This is a genomic window from Nocardioides sp. YIM B13467, from assembly GCF_042788075.1.
GTDB lineage: Bacteria > Actinomycetota > Actinomycetes > Propionibacteriales > Nocardioidaceae > Nocardioides.
Window position 1 is genome coordinate 3,271,151 of the sequence record NZ_JBHZPJ010000046.1, and the last position, 23,886, is coordinate 3,295,036.

General features: G+C 69.6%; 23 protein-coding genes. 13 read left to right on the top strand and 10 right to left on the bottom strand.

All coding sequences use genetic code 11. The features are described from left to right. Positions 1–67 precede the first annotated feature (67 nt). From ACFX43_RS22850 to ACFX43_RS22865, 4 genes are all read right to left on the bottom strand, one after another. Entirely contained in the window at positions 68–778 is a 711-nt protein-coding gene (locus ACFX43_RS22850) for an IclR family transcriptional regulator (protein ID WP_378835396.1), read from the bottom strand. Positions 779–829: 51 nt separating this feature from the next. Next, positions 830–1,822: a DUF5829 family protein gene (locus ACFX43_RS22855; RefSeq protein ID WP_378835401.1), complete on the bottom strand. Its 993-nt coding sequence runs from the start codon at positions 1,820–1,822 to the stop codon at positions 830–832. 84 nt (positions 1,823–1,906) lie between these two features. Next, positions 1,907–2,545 carry a LysE family translocator gene (locus ACFX43_RS22860; RefSeq protein ID WP_378835407.1) on the bottom strand — a complete coding sequence of 213 codons (639 nt, stop codon included), beginning with the start codon at positions 2,543–2,545 and terminating at the stop codon, positions 1,907–1,909. Positions 2,546–2,619: 74 nt separating this feature from the next. Beyond that, on the bottom strand, positions 2,620–3,540 hold the full coding sequence (locus ACFX43_RS22865; protein ID WP_378835415.1) for a LysR family transcriptional regulator: 921 nt from the start codon (positions 3,538–3,540) through the stop codon (positions 2,620–2,622). Positions 3,541–3,624: 84 nt separating this feature from the next. Between ACFX43_RS22865 and ACFX43_RS22870 the strand changes: the two genes are divergently transcribed. Genes ACFX43_RS22870 through ACFX43_RS22880 form a run of 3 tightly spaced genes read left to right on the top strand, consistent with a single transcriptional unit; the run spans position 3,625 to position 8,141 of the window. After that, positions 3,625–5,682 (top strand): FAD-dependent oxidoreductase, encoded by a 2,058-nt coding sequence (locus ACFX43_RS22870; protein ID WP_378835419.1) that lies wholly within the window; start codon positions 3,625–3,627, stop codon positions 5,680–5,682. 40 nt (positions 5,683–5,722) lie between these two features. Then, positions 5,723–7,015 carry an aromatic ring-hydroxylating dioxygenase subunit alpha gene (locus ACFX43_RS22875; RefSeq protein WP_378835425.1) on the top strand — a complete coding sequence of 431 codons (1,293 nt, stop codon included), beginning with the start codon at positions 5,723–5,725 and terminating at the stop codon, positions 7,013–7,015. Then, a complete protein-coding gene (locus ACFX43_RS22880; RefSeq protein ID WP_378835430.1) occupies positions 7,008–8,141 on the top strand; it encodes a 2Fe-2S iron-sulfur cluster-binding protein in 1,134 nt (377 codons plus the stop codon). The genes ACFX43_RS22875 and ACFX43_RS22880 overlap by 8 nt, the downstream gene beginning before the upstream one ends. Positions 8,142–8,145: 4 nt before the next feature. Here the strand turns inward: ACFX43_RS22880 and ACFX43_RS22885 are convergent, their stop codons facing one another. From ACFX43_RS22885 to ACFX43_RS22900, 4 genes are read right to left on the bottom strand one after another with little or no spacing between them, the layout of a single operon-like run. Next, positions 8,146–8,616 carry a DinB family protein gene (locus ACFX43_RS22885; protein WP_378835433.1) on the bottom strand — a complete coding sequence of 157 codons (471 nt, stop codon included), beginning with the start codon at positions 8,614–8,616 and terminating at the stop codon, positions 8,146–8,148. A 54-nt stretch (positions 8,617–8,670) separates the two neighbouring features. Continuing rightward, positions 8,671–9,252, bottom strand: a complete 582-nt coding sequence (locus ACFX43_RS22890; RefSeq protein WP_378835438.1) for a histone deacetylase — start codon at positions 9,250–9,252, stop codon at positions 8,671–8,673. A gap of 44 nt (positions 9,253–9,296) precedes the next feature. After that, positions 9,297–11,114 (bottom strand): DNA helicase RecQ, encoded by a 1,818-nt coding sequence (recQ, locus tag ACFX43_RS22895; RefSeq protein ID WP_378835443.1) that lies wholly within the window; start codon positions 11,112–11,114, stop codon positions 9,297–9,299. A gap of 41 nt (positions 11,115–11,155) precedes the next feature. After that, the gene (locus tag ACFX43_RS22900; protein ID WP_378835454.1) at positions 11,156–13,636 is read right to left on the bottom strand and encodes an MMPL family transporter; all 2,481 of its coding nucleotides are present in this window, start codon (positions 13,634–13,636) and stop codon (positions 11,156–11,158) included. Positions 13,637–13,773: 137 nt separating this feature from the next. Between ACFX43_RS22900 and ACFX43_RS22905 the strand changes: the two genes are divergently transcribed. The 5 genes from ACFX43_RS22905 to ACFX43_RS22925 all read left to right on the top strand — a co-directional run bounded on the left by ACFX43_RS22905 (position 13,774) and on the right by ACFX43_RS22925 (position 17,365). Beyond that, the gene (locus ACFX43_RS22905) at positions 13,774–14,352 is read left to right on the top strand and encodes a TetR/AcrR family transcriptional regulator (RefSeq protein ID WP_378835461.1); all 579 of its coding nucleotides are present in this window, start codon (positions 13,774–13,776) and stop codon (positions 14,350–14,352) included. 60 nt (positions 14,353–14,412) lie between these two features. Beyond that, positions 14,413–14,871: a methyltransferase family protein gene (locus tag ACFX43_RS22910; RefSeq protein ID WP_378835466.1), complete on the top strand. Its 459-nt coding sequence runs from the start codon at positions 14,413–14,415 to the stop codon at positions 14,869–14,871. Continuing rightward, positions 14,864–15,262, top strand: a complete 399-nt coding sequence (locus ACFX43_RS22915; protein ID WP_378835471.1) for a VOC family protein — start codon at positions 14,864–14,866, stop codon at positions 15,260–15,262. Before ACFX43_RS22910 ends, ACFX43_RS22915 begins: the two co-directional genes overlap by 8 nt. A 386-nt stretch (positions 15,263–15,648) precedes the next feature. Next, positions 15,649–16,911 (top strand): DUF222 domain-containing protein, encoded by a 1,263-nt coding sequence (locus tag ACFX43_RS22920; RefSeq protein ID WP_378835474.1) that lies wholly within the window; start codon positions 15,649–15,651, stop codon positions 16,909–16,911. Between the two features lie 148 nt (positions 16,912–17,059). Next, positions 17,060–17,365 (top strand): GNAT family N-acetyltransferase, encoded by a 306-nt coding sequence (locus ACFX43_RS22925; protein ID WP_378835479.1) that lies wholly within the window; start codon positions 17,060–17,062, stop codon positions 17,363–17,365. Positions 17,366–17,375: 10 nt separating this feature from the next. On the opposite strand, the gene ACFX43_RS22930 is transcribed toward ACFX43_RS22925, so the two are convergent. After that, positions 17,376–18,287, bottom strand: coding sequence for a hypothetical protein (locus ACFX43_RS22930; protein ID WP_378835483.1), 912 nt, complete (start codon positions 18,285–18,287; stop codon positions 17,376–17,378). A 137-nt stretch (positions 18,288–18,424) separates the two neighbouring features. On the opposite strand from ACFX43_RS22930, the gene ACFX43_RS22935 reads away from it, so the two are divergent. Further along, positions 18,425–20,086 carry an FAD-binding dehydrogenase gene (locus ACFX43_RS22935; RefSeq protein WP_378835488.1) on the top strand — a complete coding sequence of 554 codons (1,662 nt, stop codon included), beginning with the start codon at positions 18,425–18,427 and terminating at the stop codon, positions 20,084–20,086. Between the two features lie 11 nt (positions 20,087–20,097). Here the strand turns inward: ACFX43_RS22935 and ACFX43_RS22940 are convergent, their stop codons facing one another. After that, positions 20,098–20,421 (bottom strand): multidrug efflux SMR transporter, encoded by a 324-nt coding sequence (locus ACFX43_RS22940; RefSeq protein WP_160024812.1) that lies wholly within the window; start codon positions 20,419–20,421, stop codon positions 20,098–20,100. A gap of 84 nt (positions 20,422–20,505) precedes the next feature. Between ACFX43_RS22940 and ACFX43_RS22945 the strand changes: the two genes are divergently transcribed. The 4 genes from ACFX43_RS22945 (at position 20,506) to ACFX43_RS22960 (ending at position 23,884) form a co-directional block, all read left to right on the top strand. Beyond that, a complete protein-coding gene (locus ACFX43_RS22945) occupies positions 20,506–21,057 on the top strand; it encodes a TetR/AcrR family transcriptional regulator (protein WP_378835493.1) in 552 nt (183 codons plus the stop codon). Between the two features lie 24 nt (positions 21,058–21,081). Next, positions 21,082–21,789: a DUF1275 family protein gene (locus ACFX43_RS22950; protein ID WP_378835497.1), complete on the top strand. Its 708-nt coding sequence runs from the start codon at positions 21,082–21,084 to the stop codon at positions 21,787–21,789. A 10-nt stretch (positions 21,790–21,799) separates the two neighbouring features. Next, positions 21,800–22,486 carry an NUDIX domain-containing protein gene (locus ACFX43_RS22955; RefSeq protein WP_378835502.1) on the top strand — a complete coding sequence of 229 codons (687 nt, stop codon included), beginning with the start codon at positions 21,800–21,802 and terminating at the stop codon, positions 22,484–22,486. A gap of 282 nt (positions 22,487–22,768) precedes the next feature. Continuing rightward, positions 22,769–23,884 (top strand): ABC transporter substrate-binding protein, encoded by a 1,116-nt coding sequence (locus tag ACFX43_RS22960; RefSeq protein WP_378835509.1) that lies wholly within the window; start codon positions 22,769–22,771, stop codon positions 23,882–23,884. The last annotated feature ends 2 nt before the right edge of the window (positions 23,885–23,886 follow it).

Sequence of the window (23,886 nt, forward strand, 5' to 3'; positions counted from 1 at the left end):
CTCTAGGTGCCGATCGTCTGTGACCATCGACACGGCTTCCATCCAGTGGAAAGCTCGACGAAGTCCGTCAGAGACGGCGCCCGATCGACTGTGCTGCCACATGGAGAGCGCCGTACAGCCGCTGTTCGCTGCCCTTGAGCGAGGGGACCACCAGCCCGAGGGAAGCGACGACCTTGCCGCCTTGACGGATCGGGACGGCGATCGAGCAGGCGCCGAGGCTCATCTCCTCGCGGGTGGTGGCGTAGCCCTTGTCGAGCACCTGCCGCAGCTGTCTACGGAGGACGCCCGGCTGGGTGATCGTGTAGGGGGTGACCCGGGTGAGAGCGCCCAGCACCGTGTCCTGGACCTCGTCCGGAGCGTGGGCGAGGAGGACCTTGCCGACCCCGGTGGTGTGCAGCGGCAGGCGTCCGCCGACCTTGCTCACCACCGGGACGGACTGGTTGCCGCGCAGCCGGTCGAGGTAGACGACCTCGAACTCTTCGCGTACGGCGAGATGGACGGTGGCCAGGGTGGCGCCGTAGAGGTCGTGGAGGAACGGTTCGGCGACCTGGCGCAACCCGGTCTCGGCAGGTGCCAGGTGGCCGATGTCCCAGATCTTCCGGCCGATGACGTAGTCGCCGGAGGGCAGCCGTTCCAGCGCACCCCAGCGGAAGAGCTCGCCCAGGAGCCGATGGGTCGTGGCGAGCGGAAGGTCCGCGCGGGCAGCGATGTCGCTGAGCGACATCGACCGGTGCTGCTCGTCGAAAGCGCTCAGGATCGCAAGTGCCCGGCTGGTCACGCTCGTGCCAGTCTGTCGGGTGTTCCCTGCCATTGCTGCGGAGATTACTCCTCAGCCGCCGAACGCGGGGTGGAGCGGCTTGCCGGACCCCTTGGACCGGGTGGACGCGGAGGCCTCGATCGGGTCGAAGGTCCACAGCGCGTACGCCCCCGGGCCGACGTGCAGCGTCGAGTTGCCGATCGTCTCGGTGTGCGGCTCCTCGGCCGCCTCGTTGAGGGCGAGGATGATGTGGCGTACGCCTGCCTCCTCGGCCGGGACCGGGAGCAGGCGGATGGTGGTCATGCCGTCGAAGGCGAGCACGCCGCCGTCCTTGAGGACGCGGATGGTGATCCCGGCGGCGCGCCACAGCGGCACCATCTTCTCGATGTCGGCGGCGGTCGTGGCGATCTGGATGCCGATGACGTCGCGCATCTGGTGGTCGAGATAGCGGTCACGGTTGTAGCGGTCGCGGCTGACGTCGCCCTCGTAGGCGGCGGGCGGGAAGGAGAGCCGGGGGTCGTCGAGGAACTCGTCGCGATACTCCATCGCCCAGGAGAAGAAGGTGTCGTAGGTCGAGGTCGTGTAGGCGGCGTCGAACCACGGGATCAGGTTGCCGTCGCCGAGGTCGGTCACCTGGGTGAACTCGACCGGGTCGGCGCCGAGGTCGCGCAGGTTTGCGGCCGCGATGGCCAGGTCGCCGTCGTTGTCCGCCGAGACGGCGAGCCCGGTGTCACCGGCGACCGCGTCGGGAGCGTCGCCCGGACCGAAGAACTCCAGGTAGGTCTCCTTGCCGAGCAGATAGCGACCGGTCCAGGTCGAGGTCCCGTCGTTGCCGGTGTTGATCCGGCGGTCGGCGAACTCGCCCAGGTAGTCGGAGTGCTCGATCGCGTCGGCCGTCTCCCGGTCGACCATCGCCCAGGCGTGGTTGAAGGCCAGGAGCGGGTCGGGACGCCCCTCCTCGGCGTGGGCAGCCTCCGTGGCGTGGGCGGGAGTCGCCAAGGCCCCCGAGGTGATGGCGAGTGAGGCGAGCGCGGCCGCGATGAGGCCCGAGAGTGGAGTCCGCATGCGTCCCAGTCTCGGTGACAGCGGCGCTCCTGTCTTCGGAATTCGGCGGCTGGCGGCCGGTTGCCGGCGTTCGCGTCGGGCCGGTCAGGCGCCGTGGGAGGCGGTCGCCATGGTGGCGCCGAGGCCGATCATGAGGACACCGCCACCGGCGCCGAGGCTGTCGAGACGCTTGGGCTTGCGGGCGAACCAGGCCTTGGCCCGGCTGGCCGCGAGGACCCATCCGGAGTCGCAGGTGAACGCCATCGCCGAGAAGATCGCGCCGAGCAGGAGGATCTGGGGCACCGCCGGGGCGGAGGTGTTGATGAACTGGGGCAGGAAGGCCAGGTGGAAGACGATCGTCTTCGGGTTGGTCGCCCCGACGATCATCCCGGTGCGGATCGCGCCCCACGCGGTCGTCCGGGCGACGTCCTCACCGTGGAGGGCGGCCCGGGCGTCGGCACGGTGGCGGATCGCCTGGATGCCGAGATAGATGACGTACGCAGCACCGACCAGCTTCACCACGGTGAAGGCCGTCGCGGAGGCCGCCACCAGTGCGCCGAGCCCGATGGCGACCGCCAGGACCTGACCGAACTGACCGAGAGCGTTGCCGCCGACGGCGAACACCGCCTCGCGGCGGCCCGCGGTCAGAGCCCGGCCGAGGGCGAAGAGCACGCTCGGGCCGGGGATCAGGATGAAGATGACGGACGCGAGCGCGAAGGCGGCGAACTGGCTCAGGGTGGGCACGTCAATCATTCTGCGGCAGGGTCGTGGTGGCGTACGAATGATTTCTGCTGGGCGAGACGCGGCGGGGATCTGCCCTAACCGGCATCCATCTCGGCCAGCGAGGTGGCGACCTTTCTGAGCTCGGCGAGGGCACAGGCGATCTCGGGCTGGCGCGAGGTGCCGCTGCGTACGCTGGTCCGGACGTGCCGCACGGGGCTCGCCTCACCACGCAGCGGGATCCGGACCAGACCGGCGGCGTTCGGGATCCGGGCGAGACGAGGGACCAGGGCGACGCCGAAGCCTGCACTGACCAGCGCGGCGCCGGTGTCCCACTCGACGACCTCGTGGGCCTGCTCGGGGGTGAACCCGGCCGCGGCGCAGGCGGCGGTCACCAGCTGGTGGTACGGGCGGCCGGGATGCTCCATGATCCAGTGCTCCTCGGCGGCGTCGGCGAGCCTGACCCGGGACCGGGAGGCGAGCGGGCTGTCGGCGTTGACCAGCAGGTCGAGCGCGTCCTCCATCAGCCGCTCCTGCTCGAACCGCGGGTCGGCGGTCGGCGGCAGCTCCGACATGTTGACCACCACGGCGACGTCGACCTGGTCGGCCAGCAGCATGTCGAAGCAGACCTCGGGATCGGCCTCGATGATCTTGATCGTGGACTGCGGGAACTCCCGGGCGACCGCCACTGCGGCCGGTGGCAGGAGCGCCGAGGCGGCGGTGGAGAAGCCGGCCATCCGCAGGTAGCCACGGGAGGTGCCCGAGGCCTGCTGTACGTCGGCGCGGATCTCCTCCCACTGCGTGAACAGGTTGTGGCTGCGCTCGAGCAGGGTGAGTGCGGCCCCGGTGAGGCGTACGCCGCGGCCCTCCGGCACCAGCAGCTCAGCGCCCACGTCGCGGGCCAGCGTGCGCAGCTGGTGGGAGATGGCCGAGGGGGTATAGCCGAGATCGGCTGCGGCGGCCGAGACGGTGCCGCGCTCGGCGAGCACCCGCAGCACATGGAGCCGCTGGTCGATCATTCTTCGATTGTGCAATGGAATCGCACGGTAAATAGCGGAAACATGCGCTTTTCTTGAACAGTGCCGAGGCGCCACGCTGGTCCTGTGTCCCCCAGCACCGATCCCCTCCTGGCGAGCTTCCAGCTCCGGAGCCTCACCCTGCGCAACCGCGTGGTGAGCACCTCCCACGAGCCCGCCTACACCGAGGACGGGATGCCGAAGGACCGCTACCGCCTCTACCACCTGGAGAAGGCGCGCGGCGGGGTCGGGCTCACCATGATCGGCGGCTCTGCGGTGGTCTCGCCCGACAGCCCACCGGCCTTCGGCAACATGCTGCTCTACCGCGACGAGGTCGTCCCCTGGCTGCGCCGGCTCGCCGATGACGTCCACGAAGAGGGCGCCGCGGTGATGTGCCAGATCACCCACCTCGGCCGCCGCACCAGCAACTTCACCGGCGACTGGCTGCCGCTCGTCTACCCTTCGCGGCTGCGCGAGCCGCAGCACCGGTCGTTCCCGAAGGTCGCCGAGACGTGGGACGTGGACCGGATCGTGCGGCACTACGCCGAGGCGGCCCAGCGGTGCCAGGCAGCCGGGCTCGACGGGATCGAGATCGAGTCCTACGGCCATCTCTTCGACGCCTGGGTCTCGCCCGCCACCAACCACCGCGACGACGGGTTCGGGGGCGACCCGGAGGCCCGGCTCGCCTTTCCGCTGCGGGTGCTCGGCGCGATCCGGGCCGCCGTCGGACCCGACTTCATCGTCGGGGTCAGGATGGCGATGGACGAGGACCTGCCTTCCGGACTGGGCCTGGACGACACCGAGCAGGTGATGCGCCGCTACGTCGGCGCCGGTGTCGACTTCCTCTCCGTCATCAAGGGAGGTCTCGACACCGACGCCCGCCTCGCCGCGGTGATCCCGTCGATGGGCACGCCCTCGGCCCCGTTCCTCGACTTCGTCGGAGAGGTACGCCGCCGGGTGGATGTCCCGGTCATGCACGCCGCTCGGATCAGCGATGTCGCCACCGCGCGCCATGCGCTCCGCGAAGGGCTGCTCGACCTCGTCGGGATGACCCGCCCCCAGCTTGCCGACCCGCACCTGGTCGCCAAGGTCGCCCGTGGCGAGGAGGACCGGATCCGGCCGTGCGTAGGCGCGAGCTACTGCCTGGACGCGATCTACGAGTCCGGGGACGCCAAGTGCATCCACAACCCGGCGACCGGGCGTGAGCAGTCGCTGCCCCACCTCACGCCGCCGGCCCCTCGAACCCGCCGGGCCGTGGTCGTCGGCGCCGGCCCCGCCGGTCTCGAGGCCGCTCGCGTCCTGGGCGAGCGCGGCCACGCCGTGACCGTCCTGGAGGCGGCCGACCGGCCCGGTGGTCAGCTCCTGCTGGCCTCCTCGACCAGTCACCGCCGCGACCTGATCGGCATCGTCGACTGGCGCGTCACCGAGGCGAAGCACAGCGGCGTCGACTTCCGGCTCGGCACCTACGCCGACGCTGATCTCGTCCGGAGCCTCGACCCGGATGTCGTGGTCGTCGCCACCGGCGGGGTTCCCGACCGCTCCTGCCTCCCGGTGGGCGCGGAGCTGGTCAACGACACCTGGGACGTGCTCGACGGGACCCTGACCCCCGGCAACGGCACCGTCCTCGTCTACGACGACAACGGCGCCGAGCCCGCGCTCGACGCCGCCGAGCACCTGGCGACGCTGGGTGCTCAGGTCGAGCTGGTCACCCCGGAGCGTACGGTCGGCATCTCGGTCGGCTCGATGAACAGCCCGGCCTATCTCGGGGTCTTCGCCGCGCACGACGTGACCCTGACCGTGGCCCGGAAGCTGGTCGCGGTGCGCCGGGCCCCGGCGGGCTCCGAGCACCGGCTGATCGCCACGCTGACCAGCGAATACACAGCAGGTGCCGAGGTCGAGAGACACGTCGACCATGTCGTGGTCGAGCACGGGACCACTCCCAACGACGAGCTCTACCACGACCTCGTCCCCGGCTCGATCAACCTCGGTGAGGTCGACCAGGCGGCGCTGCTGACCGGCGCGCCGCAGACGGTGTCCCGCGATGCGGCGGGCAGCTACCAGCTGTTCCGGATCGGCGACGCGGTCGCCAGCCGGAACGTCCATGCCGCGGTCTACGACGCGCTGCGGCTGTGCCTGACGATCTGACCCCCCACTGAACCTTTCTGAATCTGCCTGGGAGCGATGGATGACAGACCAACTCGTCGGCGAACCGTTCGCCGGCCGACGTACCAGAATCCTCGACCACCTCGACCGCAGGAGCCCCGGCCACTCGCTGCCGGGTGCTCTCTACACCGACCCCGACGTCTTCGCGAGCGAGGTCGACCTGCTGTGGCGTCGCCGCTGGCTCTTCGTCGGCACCGTCGCCGAGGTGCCCGAGCCCGGTGACTACTTCTCGTTCGATGTCGCCGGCTCCTCGGTCCTGGTGATCCGTGACGACGACGAGCAGGTGCGCGCCTTCCACAACGTCTGCCGCCACCGCGGCTCCCGGCTGGTCGCGCCCGGGCACGGCAGCGTCGGCAACCTCGTGTGCGGCTACCACAGCTGGACGTACGCCACCGACGGCTCGCTCCGCTACGCGCCCCAGCTCTCGGAGGCCATCGACACCGCCTGCCTCGGCCTGCGCCCGGTCGCGCTGCGCGAGGTCGGCGGGCTGCTCTACTGCTCGCTCGCCGCCGAGCCCGACGGTGACCTGGACGTGGTCGCCGAGCAGGTCCGTGACTACATCACTCCGCACCGTCTCGACCGGGCCAAGGTCGCCGCACAGGTCGACCTGGTCGAGGAGGGCAACTGGAAGCTGGTCATGGAGAACAACCGGGAGTGCTACCACTGCGAGGGCGGCCACCCCGAGCTGATCTGCACCTTCTTCCCGACCTGGGGGCTGCGCGAGGACCAGATCCCCGACCGGCTCCGAGCGGACCATGACCGCTATCTGTTCGCCGAGGCCGATCTGGCGCGGCGCTGCGACGCGCTCGGAATGCCGTACGCGCTGATCGAGGAGCTCGCCGATCGTCCGTTCGGCTTCCGGATCCAGCGCGAGCCGCTCGACGGGGCGGGGGAGTCCTTCAGCATCGACGGGTCCCGGCTCGTGGGCCGGCTGCTGGGCGACCTCGACGATCCGCAGCTCGGCCGCTGCACCCTCCACACCCAGCCCAATGCCTGGATCCACCTGCTCGCCGACCACGTGGTGACCTTCTCGGTCACACCGCTCTCGCCCGACCGCACCCTGGTCCGCTCCACCTGGCTCGTCCACGAGGACGCGGTGGAGGGGGTCGACTACGACGTCGCTGCCCTGACCGCGGTGTGGCGGGCCACCAACGAGCAGGACGCCGAGTTCGTACGCAACACCCAGCTCGGGGTCTCCGACCCGGCCTACGTCCCCGGCCCCTACAACGAGGCGGAGCGGCAGGTCGACGACTTCGTGCGCTGGTACGACGCGCAGATCCGATCGGAAGCGCAGAGAGGTGGAGCTGATGACTGAGCCATGGCCCGTGGAGGTGGCGCCGCTGCCGGCGCCGGCGCAGCTCTTCGCGGTCCCGTCGCCGCTGGGAGCGGGGATCCTGCCCGAGGAGAGACCGTTCGAGGGTGAGCTGCGGTGCCGCCGGGTGCGCCGGGTGACCCACGACGTGGTCGAGGTGACCCTCGAGCCGACCGGAGGGGAGAGCTTCGCCTTCGCGCCCGGGCAGTACCTGACCCTTCGGGCGTCGATCGACGGCGAGCCCGTCGAGCGGTGCTACACGATCTCTTCGCCGCCGACCCGGCCGCACCTGCTCACCATCACCGTCAAGCGGGTGCCCGACGGGCCGATGTCCGGCTGGCTCCACGATCGGCTGGCCGTCGGCGACCGGCTGTGGGCGAGCGGGCCGATGGGCGGGTTCTCGGTGCGGGAGCACCCCTCCTCGTCCTACCTGCTCCTCTCCGGCGGCAGCGGGATCACCCCGACCCTCGCGACGCTGCGCACGCTCGCCGACCTCGCCGAGACCACCGACGTCGTGGTCGTCCACCACGCGCGTACGCCGGCCGACCTCATCGAGCGGCCTGAGCTCGAGGCGCTGGCGGCCGCTCATGACGGGATACGCATCGTGTGGGTCGTCGACCAGCCCGATGCCTCCTGGTCCGGGCCGACCGGGCTGATGAGCGCCGAACAGCTCGCCGAACTGGTCCCTGACCTGGGCGGACGCGAGGTCTTCTGCTGTGGTCCGTCCGGCTACATGGGTGCGGCGCGGACCGCCGCCGAGGCGCTGGGTGGCGAGTCCGCGCGCTGGCACGAGGAGAGCTTCGTCCTCACTGACGCTCCTGACGCCGAAGCGCCTGACGCCTGTGCGCCGGCCGCTGCGGCCGGGGCTGCGTACCGGATCAGGCTGCAGCGCAGCGGCCGCGACCTCGAGTGCGCCCCGGACCAGACCGTCCTGGACGCAGTGAAGGCCGCCGGCGTACGTCTGCCGTCATCGTGTGTGCAGGGCATGTGTGGCACGTGCAAGTCGACCCTCGTCTCCGGCGAGGTCGACATGAACCATGCCGGTGGGATCCGGCCGCGCGAGGTGGCGGCCGGGAAGTTCCTGCCCTGCTGTTCGAAACCGCTCGGCGACCTCGTCGTCGACATCTGAGGAGTCAGCGCCCTGCCCGGATCTGCTCGACGAGGATGTCACCGTGCCCGGCGTGGCGAGCGAGCTCCTGGATCATGTGCGCGTAGACGAACCGCAGCGACACCGAGTTGCCGTGCCAGTCGAACTGCTCGTCCAGGTCATGTCCGGCGGCCACCTCGCGGGAACGCTCGCAGGCCGCGCGGTGGGCCGCCCGGACGGTTTCGACCGTGTCCTCGGGATCCAGCATGAAGCTCTCGTCGACGGTGTCGGGCAGCCCGATCTGTTTGCGCGACACACCCGCGACCCGGGCGTGGAACCAGACCTTCTCCACGAAGGTCGCATGCTTGACCAGCGCCAACGGGGTGGTCAGCGACGGCACCAGTCTCCGCCGCGCCTCCTCGTCGTCGAGATCCTCGAGGATGGCATTGATCTCGTCCCGCTGGGTGTCGACCATTCCTTCGAGAAGCTCGCGCTCGTCCGCCTGTCCGATCTTCATGCGGGCAGGCTAGCCGGGCGTCCGCCGGTGCACGGCGCCTGGGCCGCTGCTTGCTCAGCAGCGCTCCGTGACGTATGCCTCGGCCTGCCGGCGATCCCAGCCGCGTGACTCGTCGAGCCCACGAACGAGCATCGAGACGTACGCAGCCGACGGCTGGGTGTGCGGGACGGCGTCGAAGCCGTGCGGGGCGGTGAAGGTGAGCATCGGGAGGCTGTCGCGGCGACCGACCTCGATCAGGGTCTCGTAGTGTCCGGGGCCCGCCTCGTGGCGGCCCTTCTCGAGCCCGTCGATGACGACCTTCTCGATCGGGTCGCCGGGGGAGGGCAGCCGGTCCATCTCCTGGGCGGCGATGTCGGCGAACTGCTCGGCGGTCATCCGGAAGGCGCGGGCAGCAGTCCACGACCCGGCCGCGTCGTGGTCGTAGAACGCCACCCCACCGGTCCAGGTCGTCGACTCACCTGCAAAGTAGAGCCGCCCGGGGAGGTCGACGGCGACGTCGTCGGCGGGCATGACCGGCGTGCGGGCCCCGACGTACGACCGCCGCGCACCCGCCGGTTGGCCACCGAGGAGATAGGCGCCGAGACGGTCGCGGCACATGTTGGATCCGTAGCTGACGTACCAGACCTCAGAACTCATCGCGGCGCAGCATACCGAGGGAGCGGGACCGAGAAGCTCGCGACCTAGAGGACGGCGAGCACGCCGTCGGCGTACTTCTCCAGCTTCGCCTCGCCGATCCCGCTGATCGTCCCGAGCTCGTCGCGGCTGGCCGGCAGGCGGGTGGCGATCTCGCGGAGCGTGGCGTCGTGGAAGACGACATAGGCGGGCACGCCCTGCTCCTTGGCGACCTCGCCGCGCCAGGCCCGCAGCCGCTCGAAGACCTCGGCGGCCTCGGGCGAGAGGTCGGCGGCGGCCACCTTCGGCTTCCGCTCCCCGGAGCCGCTGCGACGAGCCTGCCGCGGTGGCTCCTTGCGGAGCATCAGCTGCTGCTCCGAGCGCAGCACCGGCCCGGCGGCCTCGGCCACCGAGAAGACGCCGTAGCGGGTGTCGACGGCGAGCATCTCGCGAGCAAGCAGCTGCCGGATCACGGAGTGCCAGTCGCTCTCGGCGATGTCGGTGCCGATCCCGAAGACCGAGAGCTCGTGGTGGCGGAACTGGCGGACCTTCTCGGTCTCCTTGCCCCGCAGGATGTCGACGATCTGCCCGGCCCCGAAGCGCTGTCCGTTGCGCTCGCGGTCGAGCCGGATGACGGTGGAGAGCACCTTCTGGGCCGGCACGGTGCCGTCCCAGGACTCCGGTGTGGCCAGGCAGGTGTCGCAGTTGCCGCACGGCTCGGCGGCCTGGCCGAAGTAGCGCAGCAGCTGCACCCGCCGGCAGTCGACGGTCTCGCACAGCGCCAGCATCGCGTTGAGGTGCTGGCCGAGCCGGTGCTTGTGGGCGCGGTCGCCCTCGGAGGTCTCGATCATCTGCCGCTGCTGGACGACATCGGCCAGCCCGTAGGCCAGCCACGCGGTCGACGGCTGCCCGTCACGCCCGGCCCGGCCGGTCTCCTGGTAGTAGCCCTCGACCGACTTGGGCAGGTCGAGATGGGCCACGAAGCGTACGTCCGGCTTGTCGATCCCCATCCCGAAGGCGATCGTGGCGACCATGACGATGCCGTCCTCGCGCAGGAAACGGGACTGGTTCTGCGCGCGGGTCCTGGCGTCGAGACCCGCGTGGTAGGGGAGCGCGGGGATCCCGGCGCCCACCAGGGTCGCGGCGGTGCGCTCGACCGAGTTGCGCGAGAGGCAGTAGACGATGCCGGCCTCGCCGGGATGCTCGGTGCGGATCAGGTCGAGGAGCTGCTTGGCCGGCTTGTCCTTGGGGGCGATCCGGTACTGGATGTTGGGCCGGTCGAAGGAGGCCACGAAGTGGCGGGCGTCCTCGAGGTTGAGTCGGGAGGCGATCTCGCGGCGGGTCTCGGCGGTGGCGGTCGCGGTCAGCGCGATCCGCGGCACCTCCGGCCAGCGCTCGTGCAGGTGGGAGAGCTGCAGGTAGTCGGGGCGGAAGTCGTGACCCCACTGGGAGACACAGTGGGCCTCGTCGATCGCGAAGAGCGAGATCTTGGCCTGGTCGAGCAGTCGGCCGGTCTCGGGCACTCGCAGCCGCTCAGGGGCCAGATAGAGCATGTCGAGCTCACCGGCGAGGAGCGCCTTCTCCACCTGCTGCCGCTCGTGGGGCATCTGGGTGGAGTTGAGGAAGCCGGCGCGCACGCCGAGCGCGGAGAGCGCGTCGACCTGGTCCTGCATCAGCGCGATCAGCGGCGAGATGACCACCCCGGTCCCGGCCCTCACCAGGGACGGGATCTGGTAGCACAGCGACTTCCCGCCACCGGTCGGCATCAGGACGAGCGCATCGCCGCCGCCGGCGACGTGCGCGATGATCTCCGCCTGCTCGCCGCGGAACTCGTCGTAGCCGAAGACGCGGCGCAGTACATCCAGCTCCGGGGTCACGTCACTCACGGGTGTGACCCTATCGGCCGCCACCGACGGTCACGACCTCCTCAGACCGAGACCTTGTCCCGCTTGACCGTGGCCTCGTCGACGGCGCTGGGGCCGTGGGCGCGCTCGAGCCCGGCGCCCTCGACGTCCACGTTCGGCAGGATGCGGTCGAGCCACTTCGGCAGCCACCACGCGGAGCGGCCGAGCAGGTGCATCAGCGCCGGCATCAGCAGCATCCGGACGATGAACGCGTCCAGCAGCACCCCGAGCGCGAGCCCGAAGCCCATCGAGCGGATCATCACCGACTCGGCGAAGATGAACCCGCCGAAGACGGAGACCATGATCAGGCCGGCCGCGATCACGACCGAACGCCCGGCCCGGAAGCCCTGGGCGACGGCGACGCGGGCCGGGGCACCGTGGACGTACGCCTCCCGCATGCCGGAGGCCAGGAACAGCTGGTAGTCCATCGCCAGGCCGAAGAGGATCCCGACCAGCAGGATCGGCAGGAAGCTCAGGATGGGGCCGGTGCTGTCGAGGCCGATCCACTCCGCGCCGATGCCCTTCTGGAAGACCGCGACCACGACGCCGTACGTCGCCAGCAGGGAGAGCACGAAGCCACCGGTCGCGATGAGCGGGACCAGGATCGAGCGGAAGACCAGGATCAGGATCAGCAGCGAGAGGCCGACGACGACGGCGAGGTAGGGGAGGAGTACGTCGTTGAGGCCCTGCGACACGTCGATCGCGACCGCGGTGGCACCGGCGACGCCGAGCGTGATGTCGCCGTTGACCGCCGGCATGTCCCGGATCGCGTTGACCAGCTCGTTGGTCGAGACGCTGTTGGGGCCGTGCTCGGGGACGACCTGGAAGGCCGCAGTGCGACCGTCCTCGGAGACCGCGACCGGAGCCACGGCGCGTACGTCATCGAGGTCCGCCAGCGCCTTGGCGACCGTCAGCTGGGCCCGCTGGATGCCGGCCTCGTTGAGGCCGTCGGGCAGCTCGGCAGCGACCAGCAGCGGGCCGTTGGCGCCGGCGCCGAAGCTGTCCTCGGTGATCGTGTAGGCGGTCTTGGCCAGCGAGCCCTCGGGCTCGGAGCCACCGTCGGGCAGGCCGAGGCGCATGTCGAGGGCGGGGACCGCGAGGGCGAGCAGGGCGACGACGGAGGCGACGACCGTGACCAGCGCACGCCAGGTGGGCATCGGCTTGGCGTGGGCCTCGGCGGCGTCCTGCTCGGCGACCTTCTTCCGGGCACGCTTGGAGACGATGCGGCCACCGACGAGGCCGAGGATGGCCGGGGTCAGGGTGATCGCGACCAGGACGGCGATCGCGACGCAGGCCGCGCCGACCGAGCCCATCAGGCCGAGGAACGGGATCCCGGTCATGTTGAGGGCGACCAGCGCGACGATCACGGTGGAGCCGGCGAAGACGACCGCCGTGCCGGCGGTGCCGTTGGCGAGCGCGATCGACTCCTTCACATCGGAGCCGTGGAGCAGCTGCTTGCGGTGGCGGTTGAGGATGAAGAGCGAGTAGTCGATGCCGACCGCCAGGCCGAGCATCAGGCCCAGGATCGGGGTCATCGAGGCCATCTGCACGACGCCGGAGAGGGAGAGCGCGCCGAGCGCGCCGATGCCGACTCCGGTCAGCGCGGTGACCAGCGGGACGCCGGCGCCGATGATCGTGCCGAGCATGACCAGGAGGACGATCGCGGCGACGCCGACGCCGACGATCTCGCCGGGACCCATCGGGTTGGGCGCCTCCTGGGAGATGTCGGAGGAGACGCCGATCTCGACGCCGTCGATCGGGTTGTCGGTGAAGTGCTCGACCGTGGCCTTCTTGGTCTCCTCGGACATCTCCAGACGGCCGACGGAGTAGGCGACGTTGACCAGGGCGGCCGAACCGTCCGCGGAGACCATCCGGATCTCCTCGGAGAGCTCGAGCAGCTCGGCGCCGTTCTCCGCCTTGGCGGTGTTGGCCTCGAGGTCGGCGGCGCTGTCGTCGAGCTTGGACTGCTGCTTGTCGAGGGCGGCCTGCTGGGCATCGATCTGGGTGGTCGGCATCCCGGCGGCCTGCAGCTGCGCGCGGGCCTTGTCGATGTCGGCCTGCGCTTTGTCGAGCTTGGCCTGGGCGCTGTCGAGCTGGGTCCGGCCGGCCTCGAGCCTGGCCTGGCCCTCGGTGACCTTCTCGGCCTGCGCCTTGCGCTGGGCCTCGGTCTGGAACGGGTCGGTGACCGCGGCGACGTCGGGGAGGTCCTCGGCGCTGGTGATCAGCGCCCGGATCTCCTGCTTCTGGGTCGCGCTGAGCGGGGTGCCGTCCTCGGTCTGGAACGCGATCGTGCCGGAGCCGCCGGCCAGGTCGGGCAGCCCCTCCTGGAGCTCGTCGACCACCTCGGACGAGGGCAACCCCGGGATGTCGAAGCTGGTGGTGAGCTCGCCGGACCAGGCGACGTACGCCCCGGCGGCGCCGGACAGCGCCAGCACCCAGGCAAGGATCACAAGCCAGGCGCGGCGCGCGGCCGACTTGCCCAATCGGTACAACAGCTCCGCCATGACGGCATCCCTCCGGTAATACGCAACGGTGCGTCCAGTTAATCACTTGTACGCCGATGGACAAGGGCCGCTGAGCGAGTGATGTGTCACACCTGTGCCGTGGCCAGGAGATGCCACGGGCTCTTAGGATGCCGTTCATGCCAGCGTCAGCAGGAGTGCGCCGAAGGGGTGCCGTACGCAGCGAGGAGGCTCGCATGGCGGTCCTCGACGCGACCGGCCGGCTCTTCGCCACCCAGGGCTATGACCACCTCACCATCGAGGGCATCGCGGCCGAGGCTGGTGTCTCCAAGCAGACGATCTACCGCTGGTGGTCCTCGAAGAGCGCGGTCGTCGCCGACGCCCTGATCGAGGACCTGCTGCTGCCGGACCACCCGGTCGTACCGGACACCGGGGACATCCGCGGCGACCTGATCGCCTGGATGCAGAGTCTCATCGACCTCGTCGCCCAGCCCGGCAACGACGGACTCGTCCGCTCGCTCGTCGCGGCCGCCTGCGAGAACCCCGACATCGGCACCCGCCTCAACGACGCGCTCGGCATCACCGCCACCGTCTCCACTCGTATCGAGGCAGCCGTCGAGGCCGGCCAGCTGCCCGCCGACCTGCCCGTCAAGGAGTTCGTACGCGCCCTGGTCGGTGGTTTCGTGCTCCACTCCCTCGAGCGCACCGAGCCCGCTCCGGACGTCGCCGAGCGCCTGGTCCGCGCGCTCTTGCACTGAACTTCTCTTTACCCAAGAAAGAGGGGTTCGGACCGTCGGGGCCCGGCTACGGTGGAAGGCATGCCGAAGGTGCCGCCGCCCGTCTACGTCGTCGTGGGCCTGGCCGCCCAGCATCTCCTCGCTCGGGGCCGTCGACCGACCGTCGTGCGGTCCGTCGCGGCTGGTCTCCTCGCGGCCGGCTCGGTCTATGTCGCGGGCGCAGCCGCCCGGGCGTTCAAGCACAAGGACACCACGTTCAACCCGCTCGAGCCCGAGGGTGCGACCGCGGTCGTCACCGACGGACCGTTCCGCTACACCCGCAACCCGATGTACGTCGGCATGGCCGGTCTCCTCACCGCCCACGCCGTCCTGCGCGGTGGCTGGCTTCCGCTCGTCCCCGTCGCGGCCTTCGTCGCCGTCATCGACCGCACCCAGATTCCCGCGGAGGAGCGCGCCCTGTCATGGAGCTTCGGTGAGGCGTACGACTCCTACCGGAGCGCCACGCCCCGCTGGCTCGGCTGGTGTTCCGCGCGTGGCTGAGCTCCTCCACACCGTCCTCGACACCACCGACGTACGCCGGCTCGCCGAGTTCTACCGCCAGCTCCTCGGCCTCGTCTACCGGCCGGGGGACGAGGAGCCTGGGGATGACGACGACTGGCTCGTTCTCACCTGGCCCGACGGGCGTCGTGCTCTTGCGTTCAACCGGGTCGACGAGTCCGAGATGGCACCGTCAGGCTGGCCTGCTCCTGGGGCGGTCAAGCACATGCATCTCGATACCGTCGTACGTTCTGTTGCTGAGCTCGATGCTGAGCACGTTCGTGCGCTCGGGTTGGGGGCTTCGCTCCGTCTTGATCGGTCTGACGATCCTGATGAGCCTCTGCGGGCTTATGCGGATCCTGACGGGCATATTTTCTGCATCTTTGTTGGCTGAGTCCCTGTCGCGGAATGTTGTTTCGGGCTGACGTGGGCCGCCGACCCTTTCTTGAGGGTCTTCTCGACGGACTCCGGAGTCAAGGACGGCCTTCGGCCGCCGGCTTCGCCGGTCGCCTGCGGCGATCCTTGACACCGGCGCCCGTCGAGAAAAGATTTGGCTGGCTATCGGGGCGGCGGCCCGGGTGTGGCGCAGCGGATTCTTGCCTGGGAAGGGTGAGGTTGATGGGGCGGAAGGGTGGCCCTTCGGGCCACTTACCATCCACAGGTTTGAGGTCGTTCGCTCACCGCGAAACTGCGCCTGACCTGCATAAATGGCTCGTCCTTGAGGCGTTCGAGGAGTAGAATCAGACCCATCACAACACCTCTTTGAAGGGAGGGATGGCGATGAGTCTCGGCCGCGAGATCAACCCCTGGGGCACCAACCCCGGCGACCTGATCGACGCTGCCCTCACCGCCATCGAGACCGCCCTCCACGACCTTCTCGCCACCGATCCCGCCTACTGGCGCACCGGGCAGAAGAAGGACCTGCTGGAGCGGCTGGAGAAGCTCCAGGCTCAGCAGGCCGCCTTGAAGCTGCGGGTGCTCGCGTCTGCCGGCGATATCGCCGAAGAGACCGGCGCCAAGGACGTCTCCGGGTGGATGCGGACCGAGCTTCTCGTGGACAAGGCAGTCGGGCGCTCGCAGGTGAAACTCGCGGCGGCGGTGAGCAAGTACGACCTCGTGGCCGCTGGCCTGGCCGATGGTGTCGTGTCCCAGGACAAGGCACGGGTGATCACCCAGGCCCTCGACACCATCGAGAACGACCCCGTTGCCAGCGGCGAGGACCTGATCCTCGCTGAGAAGCTCCTGGTCGACTACGCCAGCCAGTTGACGGCGAACGAGTTGAAGATCGTCGGGCGCCGGATCCTGGCCGAGATCGACCCCGAACGGTTCGAAGCCGCCGAAGCCAAAGCCCTGCAGCGGGAGGAGGAGCACGCCCAGCGGCGCACCTTCTACTCCTCCCGCGACAACGGCGACGGCACCATCGACATCCACGCCCGCGTTTCCCGCGCGGTCGGGATGCGGCTCCGGACCCTGCTGGACTCGCTGGCCCAGCCCCGGAAGCTCTCGGCCGAGAACCGTGGCCGCAAAGCCCCCTATGACCGGCTGCTGGGCCAGGCGTTTGCCCGGGTGGTCGAGACCTACGACGTCGACCAACTGCCCCGCCACGGTGGCCACGGCACCACGGTGTTCATCACGATGAGCGTGAAAGACCTCCGCAAGGACCTCGGCACCGCGGCCCTGGGGTTCGACGGCGAGAAGATCACCGCCGCCGAGGCCCGCCGGATGGCCTGCAACGCCGACCTCGTCCCCGTCGTGCTGGGCACCGACTCCGAGATCCTCGACCTCGGCCGAACCGCCCGGTTGGCGTATCCGACCCATTACAAGGCGCTCCGGCTACGCGACAAGTGCTGCCAAGCCGAAGACTGCGACGCCCCGGCAGCCTGGACCGAGGCCCATCACCTCAAACCCTGGTCCGAAGGCGGCCGAACCGACCTGGCGAACATGGTCTTGCTGTGTTCGAGTGATCATCGACGGATCCATGACCCCAACTACGGCTATGAGCGCCTCTCAAGCGGGCGGATCCGATTCACCCGGCGTATCTGACCGGGCTGTTCTGGTGCGACCGCTTACCCGTGCGTCTTGTGAAGGCCGAGAACACCCACCCGTAACGGGTCGGCGGCAACAGCCCCGCGAAGACACAGCACGCGAGCGACAGTGAGCCCCTGCGTACGTCATGGGCGGGTGGGTGAGAATGGGGGGTGTGAGCGAGATCGAGTACGTAGACAACCCGGCCAGGCATCGCTACGAGATCCGTGACGGGGAGACCGTGGCGGGGCTGGCGGCATACCGGCTGCCCGACGACGAGCATGTGGACTTCCTGCACACCGAGGTCAAGGAGGCCTACAACGGGCAGGGGCTCGCCTCGAAGCTGGTGGCGTTCGCGCTGGCCGATGTGAAGGCGAAGGGGAAGCGGATCATCCCGCATTGCCCGTACGTCGCGGGGTGGCTGAAGCGGCACGGCGAGGAGTACGCCGATATCACCGACTGGCCGGCCTGATCACGAGAGATCAGAGGGAGTCGGCCGACTTCCGCGGCTCCAGGCCGAGCTTGGCCAGGGGAGTGCGGGTCATGTGGGCCGAGGGCCAGGTCTGGCCTCGGGAGGAGCCGCGGGAGTAGGGCCTGGCGCCCGACTGGTAGGTCACGAAGAACTCGTCGCCGACCTCGGCGATGCCCTCGGCCAGGTTGGGGAGCCACTGCACGGCACGGGGCCGGATCGTGACCCGGTCCTGCACGACCAGCTGGCTGCGCCGGGCGGGGCCGCGGTTGACGCTGAAGACGTACTCCTCCTCCCGGACCACGACGCCCTGGGTGCCGACGGGGGTGCGTACGCCGATCGGGGTCTTGATCTGCCAGGTGTCGTCCTTGCGGATGTACTTGTAGAGGCGGTTGTTCGCGTGCGACCCGACGTAGAGCAGGTCCTTCGCGGCGGCGAGGTAGGAGCCGGCGGCGAGCGCGACCAGCGGGGAGACGGTCGAGACGGTCGAGAGCGGTTCGGCGTGGACGATCTGGGTCAGTGAGTAGCGGTAGAGGCGGGGCGGGTTGCCCTCGCGGCAGACGAAGACCTCGTCGCCGATGACCGCCACGCCGCCGGCGTTGACCGGGCCACTGACGCTGCCCTTCGGCCCGCCCAGGTAGACGGCGTTGATGAGCTCTCCCGACGGCTTGTCGACCAGAGCGAGCGCGGAGCCGAGCTTGTCGCCGTGGTAGCCCTGCAGGAGCAGCTCGGCCTCGGGGGAGTACGCCAAGCCCTGAGGGATCCAGCCGTGGTCCTCGTCCCCGGTGAGCACTCCGGCGGTGGCGATGTGCGGGATCAGTGGACCGAGTCTGCTGCCACTACGGCCCAGCCAGGTCTCGGTGCGGTCGATGCCGCGTTGGACCCACTTCTGCTGCCTCTTGGCGGTCACCTTGGGGTCGATCACGATCAAAAAATCTATCCGCTCGGACACCGATCGGCGGTCGCTTCGGGGCGCGAGTCCGACAACTGTCCACCTGACGGAACGGTCGGGCGACAGGTTCCATGTACTCGCGGGTAGATATGGTGGCAGGATCTGCCGACATGACGAAGCACGCCGACGTGATCGTGGTAGGAGCCGGCCTTGCCGGCCTGGCAGCAGCGGCCGAGGTCGCGGACGCGGGAAAGAGCGTTCTCCTGGTCGACCAGGAGCCGGAGCAGTCGCTGGGCGGTCAGGCCTTCTGGAGCCTCGGCGGGCTCTTCCTCGTCGACAGCCCCGAGCAGCGCCGGATGGGGATCAAGGACTCACCCGAGCTGGCGCTCCAGGACTGGATGGGATCGGCCCAGTTCGACCGTGACGAGGACCTGTGGCCGCGACGCTGGGCCGAGGCTTACCTCGACTTCGCGGCGGGTGAGAAGCGGTCCTGGCTGCGCCAGATGGGCCACCGGATCTTCCCGGTCGTCGGCTGGGCCGAGCGTGGCGACGGCCGCGCCGACGGCCATGGCAACTCGGTGCCACGCTTCCACATCACCTGGGGGACCGGGCCTGGCGTGGTCGAGCCGTTCGAGCGGCGGGTGCGCGCCCACGCCGACACCGGACGGATCACCTTCGCCTTCAGGCACCGCGTGGACCATCTCGTGGTCGAGGACGGTGCCGTCGTCGGCGTACGCGGCAAGGTGCTCGAGCCCAGCGACATCGAGCGTGGGCACGCCTCCTCTCGCACGGAGGTCGAGGACTTCGAGCTCAGCGGCCAGGCCGTGATCGTCACCTCCGGCGGCATCGGCGGTGACCACGACCTCGTCCGCAAGCACTGGCCCGCCCGCCTCGGCACTCCGCCGAAGTCGATGGTCTCCGGCGTCCCGGCGCACGTGGACGGCCGGATGCTCGCCATCACCGGAGCGACCGGCGCCAAGATCATCAACGACGACCGGATGTGGCACTACGTCGAGGGCATCCGCAACTGGGACTCGATCTGGGCCAACCACGGCATCCGGATCCTGCCCGGCCCCTCCTCGCTGTGGCTGGACGCGACCGGCAAGCGACTTCCGGCGCCGTTCTTCCCCGGCTTCGACACCCTCGGCACGCTCAAGCACCTGCGTCAGACCGGCTACGACTACTCCTGGTTCGTGCTGACCGAGAAGATCATCAAGAAGGAGTTCGCGCTCTCCGGCTCGGAGCAGAACCCCGACCTGACCGGCAAGGACCTCAAGCTGCTCGCCGAGCGGGCGCGCAAGGGTCCCGGCCCGGTGAAGAAGTTCATGGAGCACGGCGAGGACTTCGTGGTCGCCGAGAACCTCACCGCCCTGGTCCACGGTATGAACGGCCTCGCCGAGAAGGACCCGACCGGCCCGCAGATCAACGAGACCGAGCTGCGCCGGATCATCGAGGCCCGCGACCGCGAGATCGCCAACAACTTCACCAAGGACGCCCAGGTCACCGCGCTGTACGCCGCCCGCCACTACCGCGGCGACAAGCTGCAGCGCACCGCCAAGCCCCACCGGATCCTCGACCCCGAGGCCGGGCCGCTGATCGCGGTCAAGCTGCACATCCTCTCCCGCAAGACCCTCGGCGGGCTCGAGACGGACCTGTCCGGCCGCTGCCTGACCGCTGCCGGCACCCCGCTGCCCGGGCTCTACGCGGCCGGCGAGGTAGCCGGCTTCGGCGGCGGCGGGATGATGGGCTACAACGCGCTCGAGGGCACGTTCCTCGGCGGCTGCCTGTTCTCGGGACGTACGGCGGGCAGGGCCGCGGCCGCGGCGATCTGACCCCGTCGGGCTCAGTGGGCGCCGGAGAGGTTCAGCCCGACCACGCCGACGACGATCATCGCCAGGAATCCGGCCTTGGCGGCGGTGAGGTGCTCACCGAGGAACATCACGCCGATGCCTGCGACCAGTGCGGTGCCGAGGCCCGACCAGATGGCGTACGCCACCGAGACCGGCATCCGCTCCACGACCACCGAGAGCAGCCAGATCGAGGCGCCGTAGCCGGCCAGGACGGCGACCGACCAGCCGAGGTTGCGGAAGCCCTCGGTGCGGGGAAGCAGCGCGGTGCTGACGACCTCGATCGCGATCGCGGCGACGAGCAGTATGGCGGCGTACATCTTCGGGTCCTCCTGAGGCGCATGTAGCGACTGCTACATCCCGCCAAATGTAGCAGTCGCTACATGTTCGGCATAATGCTTTTCATGGACCGCAAGGAGGAGCTCCTCGGGCAGGTGGTCGACCACGTGCTCGAGCACGGGCTGATCGGGCTGACCCTGCGTCCGCTGGCGGCGGCGATCGGCACCAGCGACCGGATGCTGATCTACCACTTCGGCGGTCGCGACGAGCTCGTCGCCGCGGTGGTGGCGCGCACCAACGAGCTCTCCGTCGCAGCGGTCGCGGCGCTGGAGCCGGCCGATGACGTACGTTCCGGGGTGGAGACCCTGTGGCGGGCCTACCGCACCGAGCCGCTGCACGGCTGCCTGCAGATCTACCTGCAGGCGGCCGCGACCGGGCTGATCGGGATGGAGCCCTATCGCTCGGTCGTCCGGGAGACGAACGAGCTGTGGTACGCCGCGCTGCGCGACTATCTCACCGCCTGTGGCGCGCCGCCCGAGCGTGCGGGCCGGATCGTCACGCTCGTCGACTCGTCGCTGTTCGGCTTCCACCTGGACCTGGCCACCGATCGGCCGGACGAGCTCGCCGCCGGGGTGGCCGATCTCGCCGCGGCCGCGGGAGCGATCGCCGAGGGCTGATCGAGGGTCCGGCACAATGCGCGGGTGAACTCGCTGCTGAAGACCGTCCCCGCCGACCGTATGCACCTGTGGCTGATGCTCGTGCTCACCTTCACCACGGGCATCAACGACGCCGTCGGCTACCTCGGTCTGGACAAGGTGTTCACCGGCAACATGACCGGCAACGTGGTCATCCTCGGGATGGCGCTGGTCGGTGACACCGGCCTGCCGGTCCTCGGGCCGGCACTGGCGCTGGTCGGGTTCATGGCCGGCGCCGCGCTCGGCGGGCGAGTTCTGAAGGCCGACAAGCAGGCCTGGAGCGCGCGTACGACCATGCTGTTCTCGCTGGTCGCAGTGGTGATGCTGGCGCTGGCCGGGCTCCTCTTCGTGACCGGTGACGAGCCGTCGAGCGCTGTGATGATCACGACCACCACTCTCGCCGCGGCCGCCATGGGGACCCAGGCGGCCGCCGCTCGCCACATCGCGGTCAAGGACGTGACGACCGTCGTCGTCACCAGCACGATCACGGGTCTCGCGGCCGACTCGCCGATCGGATCCGGCAAGGCGTCATTCCGTGGCGGCGGCACCGCGCGGCGCGTGATCACCATCCTGCTGATCCTGCTCGGTGCCTCCGCCGGCGCCGGGATGCTGCTGTGGCACACCGGCGGCGGTCTGCTGCTCGCCGGCATCCTGATCGGGCTCGCCACCGTCCTCGGCGCCTGGCACGCCCGGGTGCATCGCTCGATCATCTAGGGTCTGCCACGTGGAGTGCCCCAAGTTCGCGGTCAGCGTCGATCTCGTCGTACTCACCGTTCGTGACGACGCGCTCTGCGCCCTGGTCGTACGCCGTGGCATCGAGCCGTTCGTCGGCGCCTGGGCGCTTCCGGGCGGGTTCGTCCTCGACGACGAGGGCCTCGAGGAGGCGGCGGCGCGCGAGCTCGCGGAGGAGACCGGTATGCGACCGGGCAGCGTGCATGTCGAGCAGCTGGCGACGTACGGCTCTCCGGGGCGGGACCCGCGGACGCGGGTCGTGACCGTCGCCTATCTCGCGCTGGCGCCCGACCTGCCGGTGCCCGCGGCGGGTTCGGATGCGGCGGACGCGCAGTGGTGGCCGGTCGACTCACTCCTGTCCGGCGGCGGCCTCGCCTTCGACCACGCCGCGATCCTGCGTGACGGCGTCGAGCGCGCTCGCTCCAAGCTGGAGTACTCACCGCTGGGTGCGGCGTTCTGTGCCGAGGAGTTCACCGTCGCCGAGCTGCGCCGGGTCTACGAGATCGTCTGGGGCGAGCGCCTCGACCCCCGCAACTTCCATCGCAAGGTCACCAAGACCGAGGCCTTCCTCGAGCCCACGGGCACCACGACGACCCGGGACGGTGGCCGGCCGGCTCAGCTCTTCCGCCGGGGCTCCGCCGAGCACCTGCACCCGCCGCTGCTGCGGCGTACGACCTGACGGTTTGGTCACCGAAAGGTCTCGGGCTGATCACGAACCGATAACGGCGAATCCGGTGTGGCAGACGGCACATGCGACGCGGCCTACGCGCGTTGGGTAACTAGACAACAACCACGGCATTGTTGTCCAGCGGACGCCGCGTCTCGGGACCGTACGCCCTGTTCGAGGTTCGTCTTGAAAGGGTCGTTACAACGCCGAAACGCCAGTGCCAGCCCCTGAAACCTCCGCTCGCTACGGTCCCCGAAACCTATGCGTGACACTCCTCGAAGGGAACTCGTTTCGATGTCTACCCCCGCCTCTCGGACCTCGCGACGTAAGTCAGTTCAACGCCGGGCCGCCGCGGCCCTGCTGACCCTGGTCGCCGCCACCACCCTGGCCGCTTGCGGCTCCGACTCCGAAGAAGGCAGCAGCGAGGAGGGCTTCGGCACCATCTCGATGCAGTACTCCTGGATCAAGAACGAGGAGTTCGCCGGCGAGTTCTACGCCGAGGACAAGGGCTACTACGAGGAAGCCGGCTTCGACGCGGTCAACGGCATCTCCGGCCCCGACACCGGCGTGGCCAAGCTGCTCTCCGGCAAGGTCCAGGTCGCCATCAACGACGCGGCCTCGGTCGGCTCCGCGATCGCCGAGCAGGAGGCGCCGCTGAAGATCATCGGCGCCACCTTCCAGAAGAACCCGTTCACCATCCTCTCCCTCAAGGACGGCGGCAACATCGCGACGCCGGCCGACCTCAAGGGCAAGAAGATCGGCGTCCAGGACTCCAACGTCAACGTCTTCAAGGCGATCCTCGCGGCCAACGGCCTGGAGGAGAAGAAGGACGACATCACCGTCGTCCCCGTCGAGTTCGACCCGACGCCGCTGATGAAGGGCCAGGTCGACGGCTTCATGGCCTACCTGACCAACGAGGCCATCACCGTCGAGATGGCCGGCCACGAGATCACCAACCTGCCCTACGCCGAGAACGGCGTGCCGTACGTCGCCGAGACCTACACCGTCACGGACCAGTACCTCGCCGAGAACCGCGACCTTCTCAAGGCGCTGCTGACCGCCGAGATCAAGGGCTGGTCCGAGACCTTCAAGAACCCCACCGACGAGGTGGTCAAGGTCGTCACCACCCACTACAACCAGGCGGCCAGCGACTCCGACGGTCTCGAGGCCAGCTTCGGTGAGCTCGACCCGGTCAAGACCAAGCGTGGTCTCGAGGAGTCGCAGAAGCTCATCTCCACGCCGGAGACCGAGAAGAACGGCCTCTTCACCATCTCCGAGGAGCTCCAGCAGCAGACCGTCGACTCGCTCGCCGCCGCCGGCTGGGAGGTCTCGGTCGAGGACCTGTTCGACACCTCGATCATCGACGAGATCTACGAGGAGAACCCCGAGCTCAAGGACTACCAGAAGTAGTC

Excerpts from the sequence above, each read along its gene's own strand:
- ACFX43_RS22855 (WP_378835401.1), bottom strand. The coding sequence starts at position 1,822 with ATGCGGACTCCACTCTCGGGCCTCATCGCGGCCGCGCTCGCCTCACTC.
- ACFX43_RS22865 (WP_378835415.1), bottom strand. The coding sequence starts at position 3,540 with ATGATCGACCAGCGGCTCCATGTGCTGCGGGTGCTCGCCGAGCGCGGC.
- ACFX43_RS22875 (WP_378835425.1), top strand. The coding sequence starts at position 5,723 with ATGACAGACCAACTCGTCGGCGAACCGTTCGCCGGCCGACGTACCAGA.
- ACFX43_RS22925 (WP_378835479.1), top strand. The coding sequence starts at position 17,060 with ATGGGGGGTGTGAGCGAGATCGAGTACGTAGACAACCCGGCCAGGCAT.
- ACFX43_RS22935 (WP_378835488.1), top strand. The coding sequence starts at position 18,425 with ATGACGAAGCACGCCGACGTGATCGTGGTAGGAGCCGGCCTTGCCGGC.
- ACFX43_RS22960 (WP_378835509.1), top strand. The coding sequence starts at position 22,769 with ATGTCTACCCCCGCCTCTCGGACCTCGCGACGTAAGTCAGTTCAACGC.
- ACFX43_RS22905 (WP_378835461.1), top strand. The coding sequence starts at position 13,774 with ATGCCAGCGTCAGCAGGAGTGCGCCGAAGGGGTGCCGTACGCAGCGAG.
- ACFX43_RS22890 (WP_378835438.1), bottom strand. The coding sequence starts at position 9,252 with ATGAGTTCTGAGGTCTGGTACGTCAGCTACGGATCCAACATGTGCCGC.
- ACFX43_RS22885 (WP_378835433.1), bottom strand. The coding sequence starts at position 8,616 with ATGAAGATCGGACAGGCGGACGAGCGCGAGCTTCTCGAAGGAATGGTC.
- ACFX43_RS22900 (WP_378835454.1), bottom strand. The coding sequence starts at position 13,636 with ATGGCGGAGCTGTTGTACCGATTGGGCAAGTCGGCCGCGCGCCGCGCC.
- ACFX43_RS22940 (WP_160024812.1), bottom strand. The coding sequence starts at position 20,421 with ATGTACGCCGCCATACTGCTCGTCGCCGCGATCGCGATCGAGGTCGTC.
- ACFX43_RS22910 (WP_378835466.1), top strand. The coding sequence starts at position 14,413 with ATGCCGAAGGTGCCGCCGCCCGTCTACGTCGTCGTGGGCCTGGCCGCC.
- ACFX43_RS22880 (WP_378835430.1), top strand. The coding sequence starts at position 7,008 with ATGACTGAGCCATGGCCCGTGGAGGTGGCGCCGCTGCCGGCGCCGGCG.
- ACFX43_RS22920 (WP_378835474.1), top strand. The coding sequence starts at position 15,649 with ATGAGTCTCGGCCGCGAGATCAACCCCTGGGGCACCAACCCCGGCGAC.
- ACFX43_RS22945 (WP_378835493.1), top strand. The coding sequence starts at position 20,506 with ATGGACCGCAAGGAGGAGCTCCTCGGGCAGGTGGTCGACCACGTGCTC.